At 72.1% G+C, this 8,168-nt stretch carries 9 protein-coding genes; all 9 read left to right on the top strand.

Annotated features, from left to right (window positions below; all coding sequences use genetic code 11):
- The coding region (locus tag K206_RS38335) for a response regulator transcription factor (protein ID WP_020203276.1) at positions 1-388 on the top strand (388 nt) is incomplete at its 5' end.
- A gap of 214 nt (positions 389-602) precedes the next feature.
- A complete protein-coding gene (locus tag K206_RS0115310; RefSeq protein WP_020203277.1) occupies positions 603-1,052 on the top strand; it encodes a response regulator transcription factor in 450 nt (149 codons plus the stop codon).
- Positions 1,053-1,151: 99 nt separating this feature from the next.
- On the top strand, positions 1,152-1,451 hold the full coding sequence (locus tag K206_RS0115315) for a hypothetical protein (protein WP_020203278.1): 300 nt from the start codon (positions 1,152-1,154) through the stop codon (positions 1,449-1,451).
- Between the two features lie 737 nt (positions 1,452-2,188).
- On the top strand, positions 2,189-2,857 hold the full coding sequence (locus K206_RS0115320) for a phosphatase PAP2 family protein (protein WP_043366677.1): 669 nt from the start codon (positions 2,189-2,191) through the stop codon (positions 2,855-2,857).
- 157 nt (positions 2,858-3,014) lie between these two features.
- Positions 3,015-4,418, top strand: a complete 1,404-nt coding sequence (locus tag K206_RS0115325; protein WP_020203279.1) for an undecaprenyl-phosphate glucose phosphotransferase — start codon at positions 3,015-3,017, stop codon at positions 4,416-4,418.
- 173 nt (positions 4,419-4,591) lie between these two features.
- Positions 4,592-4,843: an acyl carrier protein gene (locus K206_RS0115330; RefSeq protein ID WP_020203280.1), complete on the top strand. Its 252-nt coding sequence runs from the start codon at positions 4,592-4,594 to the stop codon at positions 4,841-4,843.
- Positions 4,840-6,039, top strand: a complete 1,200-nt coding sequence (locus tag K206_RS0115335) for an acyl-CoA dehydrogenase family protein (protein WP_020203281.1) — start codon at positions 4,840-4,842, stop codon at positions 6,037-6,039. The genes K206_RS0115330 and K206_RS0115335 overlap by 4 nt, the downstream gene beginning before the upstream one ends.
- Positions 6,040-6,049: 10 nt before the next feature.
- Positions 6,050-7,069: an amino acid--[acyl-carrier-protein] ligase gene (locus K206_RS0115340; RefSeq protein WP_020203282.1), complete on the top strand. Its 1,020-nt coding sequence runs from the start codon at positions 6,050-6,052 to the stop codon at positions 7,067-7,069.
- The gene (locus tag K206_RS0115345; RefSeq protein WP_029043676.1) at positions 7,069-8,061 is read left to right on the top strand and encodes a DUF1839 family protein; all 993 of its coding nucleotides are present in this window, start codon (positions 7,069-7,071) and stop codon (positions 8,059-8,061) included. Before K206_RS0115340 ends, K206_RS0115345 begins: the two co-directional genes overlap by 1 nt.
- Positions 8,062-8,168 lie beyond the last annotated feature (107 nt).

Raw genomic sequence — 8,168 nt, forward strand, 5'->3', positions numbered from 1 at the left:
CGGCGGCGGCATGTCGCCGGACGGCGAACGCGAGCACCCGGCGCGCGCGGTGCCGCCCGGCGGCCCCGCCGCGTCCGACCCCGAGACGCCCTCGGCCGGCTCGCACCTGCTCAACATCACCGAGCGACAATATGAAGTGCTGGCACTGCTGGCGCGCGGTTATCCCATCAAGACCGTAAGCCGGCTGCTCAATATCTCGGTGGCGACGGCCAAGACCCACGCCTGCACCCTGTACCAGCGGCTGCAGGTGCGCAACAAGGGCGAGGCGGTCTACGTCGCGCTCCAGCGCGGGGCCAAGCTGAGCTGGCCGGGGCCGGCACCGGCCCTGGCCACGCGCGGCGCCGGCCAGCCGCCGGTGGAACTGGTCAGCGTGTCCCAGGCTGCCTGACGGCACGGCACGGCACGGCACGTCCGCCCGCGCGCGCGCATGCGCGGCGGCGCCGGCCGCCGGCGCCTCTCCATCCTCTGCGGTACGCCGCCTCATCCGAAAGCATGAGGCGGCGCCCGGCCGCGCTTGCTACGCTGGTTCCCAACTGAAGTCTCTGCGCGCGGCCGGCGCCGTGCTGGCGCGCGACCCTCCCAACCCGCTGTCACCTCTCCCGATGACAACGCTCCTGCTTGCCCACAACATGATGCTGCGCCGGGGGGTGCTGCGTCAGCTGCGCGAATTGTCGGCGCTCGCTCCGGTCCTGTCGCAGACGCCCGAATGGCTGCTCGAGGCCGCGCCCGCGGACCTGCCGCGCGGCCCCATCGATTTCGCGCTGCTCGACTGCAGCGGCACCGACGCCGATCCCTTCCGGTTGCTGCACGCGCTGAGCACGCGGCTGGCGCCGCGGCGCTGGCTGGTCATGAGCGAAACCGTCGACCCCGTCTTCACCGGCCACGCGGCCTATCTCGGCGCCAGCGGCTGCCTGGCCGTGCCGGCCTCGCCCGAGCAGACACGCGCCGCGGTGGCGCTGGTGCGCGCCGGCGGCCAGTGTTTCCCGCGCCGGGGCTTCGCCATGCCGCTGTCTTCCCCCATCGGTTCAGGTGGGTCTACGGCAAGGGGATGAGGCGCCGGCTGGCACGGCCTCCTATGCTGAAAGCGCGCGGATAACGAAGCCGGGACAGCCAATGTCGATCCGGCCGGCGCGCGTTGCAGAGGGGGTCGTATGGAAAACGGGCTGGACATCCTGGTCGTGCGCGGCTTCGCCGTGCCCGAAGGCCGGGGCAAGTGGGCGTGCTGCTACGAGATCAGGCTGACCACCGGGCGCGACGGGCCGCTGCTGTACCGCGGCGAGCTGCACGGCCGGCGCTACGCCTGCGAGGCCGCGGCGATTGCCGCGGCCACCTTCGCCGGCGAGCAGGAAGCGCGCCGCCGGGTGGCGGCGGTGCGCGACGGGCTGCTCGCGCGCCATGAATACTGTGTGGTGGTGGCCGGCGAGCAACCGCGCGAGCCGGCGGCCGGCTGAGCCGCCGGGCGGCTGCCGGCACGACGCGCGCGCCACCGCGGCAGTCGCGGCAGTCGCGGCCGACATGGCGGGATAACGGGAGGGCGACGACGAGCGCGTGCTCGGGGGACCGGAGCGATCCGGTGCGCAGGCCAGGCAGGCTTGCGCGCACGCGCGGTTCGGCCGCAGCGCAAGCTGCGCCGGAACTTGATGGCCACGGTCGAGCCGTCCGGCAGATACGGCACGCCGTGGCCTGTTCTTTTTCTGGCGCGGGCGAAGGCCGCCGCCGGCGGGATCGGCCTGGCGCCGCGCAAAAAAAAGAGTCCGCCGACCGGGGGACCATGCGGACTCCAAGCGGCCTGCCCGATTCCGCTCGGACAGGCCACTCTCCGACGATAGACAAAGCATGCCGGCAACTGTATCGGCCAGAAGCAGCATTCGCCGCCCGGTGCCGGCGCGCGCCGGCGAAACCCGCCGGCCCGGCGCATGCGCCGCCGCGCCGTGCTGCGCGCGGCGGCGCGGGCCGCGCCACCCTGGCCGCTTCATGCTTCCGGCTGGGTTGAGACAAGGCGGGATCAAGCCCGGACGAGCGCGGCGCCAGGGGAAACCGGCGCCGCCGGGCGCAGGGCGGCGGCCCGACCGGCACGGCGCGGATCGCGGGACGCGGCCGCGGCAATCGTGGCACCCGTAGCAACCATGAAAGGCAACTGTGATACTTTGCCCGCGTACCGAAACCAAACCTCACCACGGCCATCCCGATGCACTGGCATTTCATCTCGCGCTTCGGCGAAACCTCCCTGCTGCTGCCCTGCGCGGTGCTGATCGCCATCTGGCTGCTGTATGCGGGTGCCTACGCCGGCGCGCGCCGCTGGCTGCTGTCGTTCGGCTCCGCCGCGGCGCTGGTGCTGGCGTCGAAGCTGGCCTTCATGGGCTGGGGCATCGGCTGCGAGGCGCTCAACTTCACGGGCTTTTCCGGGCACAGCACGATGGCCGCCTCGGTGCTGCCGGTGATGCTGTACCTGGTGGTGCCCGCGCGCCATCCGCGCCTGGCGCTGGCCGCGTCCGGCGCCGGCATCCTGCTGGCGCTGCTGGTGGGCGTCTCCCGCCTGAAGCTGCAGGCGCATTCCGATTCCGAAGTCATCAGCGGGCTCGCGCTCGGCTTCGCCGCGAGCCTGTCCTTCATCGCCTGGAGCGCGCGCCCGCGCCGCTCGGCGCCCGCGCTGGCGGCGGTGATCCTGATGGCCGTGATGCTGGGCGTGCCGGTCGCCGGCGTGGCCGCGCCCACGCATCGCTGGCTGGAGATCCTGGCCACGCGCCTGGCCGGGCGCGACAAGCCGTTCCAGCGCGGCCAGTGGCGCGAATGGGCGGCCCGGCACGAGGGCGCCGCGGTGTTCGCCTGCGCGCCGCCGGACCAGGCCGCGCGCTGAGCGCTTAGGGCGGCAGGGCGGGAGAGGGCGGGAGAGGGCTGAGCGCGCGCAGGGGACGCCACGGCGCCCCTGTGTGTGCCAGCAAACAGACCGCCGGGCCCGCGCGGCGCAACCATGATCTGCATCACTGGTCCGGCCTGCCGGATGGAGGCAAATCATGTCCGCGATCCGCGCCTTCGTGGGCGAGCGCCAGGCTGCGCTGCAGATGCTCTACCGCTTTGCCGATGCCGCCATCGTCGCCGCGTGCGGCGTGGCCGTGGGCGAGCTGCTGTTCCCGCACGGCCTGCGCAGCGCCGCCCCGGTGCACGGTTTCATCACCGTGCTGTGCTCGGTGAGCACGCTGCTGGTGTTCCCGGCCTGCGGCCTGTACAACTCCTGGCGCGGCCGCAGCCGCATGGCGCTGGCGCTGCGCACGCTGGCCGCGTGGGGCGCGGTCTGCATGCTCGGGCTGATCGCCGCCTACCTGATGCACCAGTCGGCCGCGCTGTCGCGGCTGTGGTCGATGAGCTGGCTGCTGAGCGTGGCGGCCATGCTGCTGGCCTCGCGCGTGGCGCTCTACGGCATGCTCGGCAGCGTGCGCGAGCTCGGCATCAACGCCAAGCGCGTGGTGATCCTCGGCTACGGCTCGCTCGGCCACGAGATGTACCAGCGCGTGGGCAGCAACCGCGGCGCCGGCTACAACGTCGCCGGCATCTACGACGAAGGCATGCAGCCGGTGCCCGCCGGCGTGACGCGGCTGGAGTCGCTCGAGCAGGTCTGCGCCTTCGTGCGCAACAACGGCGTGCGCGAAATCTGGCTGACGCTGCCGATGGCCGCGTGCCGCGACCTGTACGACGTGGTCTCCCATTTCCGCAACGACCTGGTGGACATCCGCTGGGTGCCCGACATCATGTCGGTCGAGCTGCTCGGCCACCGCTTCAGCGACTTCCTCGGCCTGCCGGTGATCGACCTCAACAGCCCGCCGCAGTCGGGCATCACCGGCCTGCTCAAGGCCAGCTTCGACCGCGCCTTCGCGCTGGCCGCGCTGGCCGGGCTGTCGCCGCTGCTGCTGGCGATCGCCGCGGCGGTCAAGCTGTCGTCGCCGGGGCCGGTGCTGTTCCGGCAGGCGCGCCTCGGCATGGACGGCAAGCCGTTCCACGTCTACAAGTTCCGCACGATGGTGCAGCACCGGGAGCGCGGCGTGACCCAGGCCGTGCGCGGCGACGCGCGCATCACGCGCGTGGGCGCCTTCCTGCGCCGCACCAGCCTCGACGAGCTGCCGCAGTTCTTCAACGTGCTGCGCGGCGAGATGTCGGTGGTGGGCCCGCGCCCGCACGCCATCGAGCACAACGAGATCTACAAGGAAGTGATCGACCGCTACATGCTGCGCCACCGCGTCAAGCCCGGCATCACCGGCTGGGCGCAGATCAACGGCCTGCGCGGCCAGACCGACACCGTGGACAAGATGCGCCGGCGCATCGAGTTCGACATCTTCTACATCCGCAACTGGTCGTTCCGCCTGGACCTGCACATCATCCTGCGCACCGCCCTGCACGGCTGGACCGGCAAGGCCGCCTACTGAGCACCGCCGGGCACCCGCCCGGCAAGCACCGCGCGCGCCGGGTGCTCGCGTTCGCCGTCCGGCGACATGCCGCCGCCGCGGCGGCGCGAAGTTGGTGGGCCAGCGCACCGAAGCCCGATGGCGGCTGCGGCCCAATGATGAAACCCGATCATCCTCACCGAGGAGTAACAGAGATGAAGGCAACCATTCGACAAATCCTCGCCGAGGTGGCGCGGCTCGACGTATCGGTCGAGGCGCTCGACGACCAGGCCGATCTCTACGAAGCCGGCCTGTCGTCGCTAGCCACCGTGCACGTGATGCTGGCCATCGAGAATGCGTTCAACATCGAGATCCCGGATGCGATGCTGACCCGCCAGCTCTTTCGCAGCGTGAATTCGCTCGCCGCCGCGGCCGAGCAGCTCAGGCAGCAGCAGGAGGCAGCATGAGCCCCCCGCTGGCCAGCGTGGAGCTGGCGCGCCCGGCCGCGGTCCATGCCGGCACCGCCGGGCTGATGGCCGCGGCGACCCTGGCCGCCGCCGAGGCCGCGCTGCACGCCGACCGCGTCGACCGCGACGCCGCCTTCCCGCACGAGGCCTTCGCGGTGCTGCGCCAGCATGGCCTGCTCGGCGCGATGGTGCCGGCCGCGCACGGCGGCGCGGGCGCCTCGCTCGACACCATCGCGGCGATCTGCCGCGTGCTCGCCGCGGGCTGCTCGTCGGCCGGCATGATCTACGCGATGCACCAGATCCAGGTCGCCTGCCTGATCGAGCACGGCGGCGGCAGCCCCTGGCACGAGCAGCTGCTCGGGCGCATCGCCGGCGAGCAGTTGCTGCTGGCCTCGGCCACCTCGGAAGAGGCCATCGGCGGCGCGCTGCGCAACAGCGGCTGCGCGGTCAACGTCGACAACGGCCGCTTCCACCTGCTCAAGATGGCGCCGACGATCTCCTACGGCGCGCACGCCGACGCGATCCTGGCCACCGCGCGCCGCCATGCCGACGCCTCGCCCTCCGACCAGGTCATGGTGTGCCTGCTCAAGCCCGACTTCACGCTGGAAAGCCTCAGCACCTGGGACACCCTGGGCATGCGCGGCACCTGCAGCAACGGCTTTCGCCTGGAGGCGCGCGGCGCCTGCGAGCAGATCCTGCCGGTGGCGTTCGGCGAGATCGCCGACGGCACCATGACGCCGGTCTCGCACATTCTCTGGGCGTCGCTGTGGACCGGCATCGCCGGCGACGCCGTGCAGCGCGCCAAGGCCTTCTTCCAGGGCCAGGCGCGCGCGCGTCCCGGCTCGCTGCCGCCGTCGGCCACGCGCGTGGCCGACGCGGTGGCGATGGTGCAGATGATGGAAGGCCGGCTCGAACTCGCGCTGGCCCACCAGCGCCAGCGCCACGCCGGGCTGTCGGTGTCCGCGCTGTTCTCGCTCGCCGCCGAGATGAACGGGCTCAAGACCAGCGTCTCCGCGCTGGCCATCGAGGCGGTGCAGCAGGCCATGATGATCTGCGGCATGGCCGGCTACAAGCACGGCACGCCCTACAGCCTCGGGCGCCATCTGCGCGATCTCTGGTCGGCGCCGCTGATGATCAACAACGACCGGATCCTGACCAACACCGCCAGCCTGCTGCTGGCCGAGCGTTCGAGCTGAGGAGCACCACATGGATGCCAACGTTAGCGTGGACAATGCCGGCGCCGCGCCCGCCACGTCCGCCGGACTCGCCGAACCCGCCGGGGATGCCGCCGCGGCAACGCCCTACGGCGACCCGCAGGCCGGCCAGCGGCGCTACCAGCAGGCGCTGATCGCGGCCGGCCTGCTGATCCCCAGCGGCGTCGACGGCGTGTACGGCCGCAGCGCGGTGTTCGAGGCCATCGCCGACGGCCTCAACGTGGCCGTCAGCGCGCTCGGCGCGGACCAGCGCGCGGAAGTGATGCGCTTCCCGCCGGCCATGTCGCGCAAGGACTTCGAGGCCAGCGGCTATCTCAAGAGCTTCCCGCAGCTGGCCGGCACCGTGCACAGCTTCTGCGGCAGCGACCGCGACCACCACCGCCTGCTGGCGCGGCTCGAGGACGGCGAGGAATGGGCCGACGAACAGCGCCCCACGCGCGTGGTGCTCACGCCCGCGGCCTGCTATCCGATCTACCCGGCGGTGGCGCGGCGCGGGCCGATGCCGCCGCAGGGGCTGGTGGTGGACGTGCTGTCGTACTGCTTCCGCCACGAGCCGTCGATCGACCCGGCCCGCATGCAGATGTTCCGCCAGCGCGAGTACGTGCGCCTGGGCAACGCGGAGCAGATCATCGCGTTCCGCCAGCTGTGGATGGAGCGCGGCCAGCAGCTCGCCGGCCTGCTCGAGCTGCCGCACGAGGTCGACGTCGCCAACGACCCGTTCTTCGGCCGCGGCGGCAAGATCGTGGCCGACAGCCAGCGCGAGCTGAAGCTCAAGTTCGAGCTGCTGGTCCCCATCAACGAGGGCGCGCCGCCCACCGCCTGCATGAGCTTCAACTACCACATGGACCACTTCGGCCAGGTGTGGGAGCTGCGCACTGCCGACGGCGAGCCGGCCCACACCGGCTGCGTCGGCTTCGGCATCGAGCGCCTGACGCTGGCGCTGCTGCGCCACCACGGCTTCGACCTCTCGCAGTGGCCCCGCGGCGTGCGCGCCACGCTGGGAGGGCTGTGATGCTCGTCGCCCCCCGTACCCTGGAGCGCGTCGCCCACGTGTCGCACGCCCTGCACAGCGGCAATCCGGTCTGGCCGCAGACCAACTGCTATGTCGACCTGTGGATCGAGCTGCTGCACGGCTGGGCGCTCGATCCGGTGGCGGCGCTCGGCTTCACCGTGGCGCAGGATTTCGAGGGCGACCAGTTCACCTTCTTCAAATACCCGCACGACGACCTCGAGCGCCTGTACGGCGTGGTGGTGCAGGAACTCTCGCTGTACGAGTCGATGGAGGCGCGCGTGGCCGCGCAGACCTGCCGCGGCCACGTGGTGCTGCTCGAGGTGGACAGCTTCTACCTGCCCGACAACCGCGCCACCACCTACCGCCGCGAGCACAGCAAGACCACCATCGGCATCGACGTGATGGTGCCGGACGCGCAGTCGGTCGGCTACTACCACAACGAGGGCTATCACGTGGCCAGCGGCGAGGACTACGACGGCCTGTTCCGCCGCCTGCCGGGCCTGGCCGGCGACGTCAACCTGCTGTTTCCCTACGCCGAGGTGGTGCGCCGCCGCTTCCCCGCGCTGGAAGGGGCGATGCTGGTGCGCGCCGCGCTCGCGCTGCTGCGCAGGCACCTCGCGCGGCGCCCGCGCCAGAACCCCATCGCCGCGTTCCGCACCGCGTTCCCGGCGCACCAGGAAGCGCTGATGGCCGGCGGCGAGCAGGTCTTCCATCCCTATGCGTTCTGCGTGCTGCGCCAGCTCGGCGCCAACTTCGAGCTGCTCGGGCAGTACCTGCGCTGGCTGGCCCAGCACGGCCAGCCGATGCCGGACAGCATCGCCGGCGCGTGCCAGAAGATGGCCTCCGAGGCGATGGTGATGCAGTTCCGTCTGGTGCGCTCCGTCATCAGCCGCCGCGTGGACCGCTGCCTGGACTGCCTGGACCAGCTCGAAGCCTCCTACGAGGCGGCGGTGCCCGCGCTGGCCGGCTACGTGGGCGAAGCCGAATACTGACGCGCCCGCCGGCCATGCACGCGCCGCTCGCACTCGCGCCGGTCCCCGGGCGGCCCGCCTGTCGGCAGCCGCTCGCGCACGGCTGGACCCTGCTGGAGACGCCCGCC

It is taken from the genome of Cupriavidus sp. WS, assembly GCF_000395345.1.
GTDB lineage: Bacteria > Pseudomonadota > Gammaproteobacteria > Burkholderiales > Burkholderiaceae > Cupriavidus > Cupriavidus basilensis_B.